The organism is Ilumatobacter sp. (assembly GCF_049588435.1).
GTDB lineage: Bacteria > Actinomycetota > Acidimicrobiia > Acidimicrobiales > Ilumatobacteraceae > Ilumatobacter_A.
Window position 1 is genome coordinate 1 of record NZ_JBAVYV010000255.1, and the last position, 1,719, is coordinate 1,719.

Genomic DNA, 1,719 nt, shown 5'->3' on the forward strand with positions numbered 1-1,719 from the left:
TGGGTCCGTTCGGCGTGCGTGCCAGCGCGATCGCGCCCGGCAAACACAACACACCGATGAACGCCGACGTGATCTTCGGTGATCCCGACGCCCTCGACCGCTCGCTCGAGTACTTCTCCACCAAGGGCACTCCGCTACGGGGCCGTCCCGGACTGGCGGAGGACATCGCCGAGGCGGCCACGTGGCTGGCCTCCGATCGGGCCGGATTCGTCACCGGCCACACGCTGGTCGTCGACGGCGGGTTCACCACCGGATCGGTGGAGGGAGCCGAGCCCGGCGGCGGACGGTTCGGAAGCCACGAACCGATGCTGCGCGAGGGCGGACGCCGAGGCCTCTGACGCGAGTACTGTCATGCGATCAGCATGTTCGCTGTTCGACTTGGGGAGTCCACATGAACGTTTCCACGCGATGGGTGCGGGGAGCTGTCGGCCTGGCCGTGCCGCTCGCCCTCATCATTCCGATGACCGCCACGGCTGCGCCCGACAGTCCGGGCAACCCCCGGTACGCGGCCGGTGCCGAAGGTGCCGGTGACTCGTACTTCCCGTACTCGGGGAACGGCGGCTTCGACGTCCAGCACTACGACCTCGAGCTCACCTACACGCCGCCCGAGCCGAGCCCGGCCGAACTCGTCGGCCATCTCGAGGGACAGGCCACGATCCGGCTCGAGGCGACTCAGGATCTCGACCGGTTCCAGCTCGACCTGCGCGGGCTCGACGTGTCGGCGGTGACCGTCGACGGCAAGTCGCTGAAGGATCTCGGCACACCGGATTCGACCGTACGCAAACCGGGCTACTGGCACGTCCAGGACGACGATGCACGCATCTGGGAACTCGTGATCCAGCCGCGTCCGAAGTTGAAGACCGGCGACGTCGTCGACGTGGTGATCGACTACGCGGGTCAGACCGGACGCCCGACCGACGTGGAGGACGCGCTGTACGGGTGGGTGACCACACGGGACGGAGCGATGGTCGTCGGCGAGCCCGAGGGCAACATGACGTGGTACCCGGTCAGCGACCACCCGACCGACAAGGCCACCTACTCGTTCGAGATCACGGTCCCCGAAGGCTCCGTCGCCGTTGCGAACGGGCTGCAGGATCGGCCCGAGGTGACCGCTGCCGGCTGGACCACGTGGTACTGGAACGCACCCGATCCCCAGGCGAGCTACCTCACGACCGCCTCGGTCGGAAACTTCGACCTGCGGTACTCCGAGACCGCCGACGGTCTCCCGATCGTCGACGCGGTCGATCTCGATGTGACCGGAACCCGCCTGACTTCCACGAACGCGAGTCTGGCGCTGCAGCCGGCGATGATCGACTTCTTCACCTCCCAGTTCGGTCTATACCCGTTCGTGGCCTACGGATCGATCGTGGACGACGACAGCGTCGGGTACGCACTCGAGACCCAGACCCGACCCGTCTACTCACGGTCGGCGGGCGAGGGCACCGTGGCGCACGAACTCGCCCACCAGTGGTTCGGCAACGCCGTCAGCCCATCGCTGTGGGCGGACATCTGGTTGAACGAAGGTTGGGCGACCTACGCCAGCTGGATGTGGGCCGAGCAGCAGGGTGGAGCCTCGACGCAGGCTCGTTTCGACAACGTCATGGCGATCAGCGACACCAGCTCGTTCTGGTCCCTTCCGATCGGCGACCCCGGACCGATGGGACTCTTCGCATCGGCGGTCTACAACCGCGGCGCCGCGACCCTGCACGCGCTGCGCGT

General features: G+C 67.4%; 2 protein-coding genes. Both read left to right on the top strand.

The window, feature by feature from the left end:
- The coding region (locus WBV89_RS09990; protein WP_423981192.1) for an SDR family oxidoreductase at window positions 1-338 on the top strand (338 nt) is incomplete at its 5' end.
- 53 nt (window positions 339-391) lie between these two features.
- Window positions 392-1,719: M1 family metallopeptidase (locus WBV89_RS09995; protein ID WP_423981193.1), on the top strand; the 1,328-nt coding region annotated here is incomplete at its 3' end.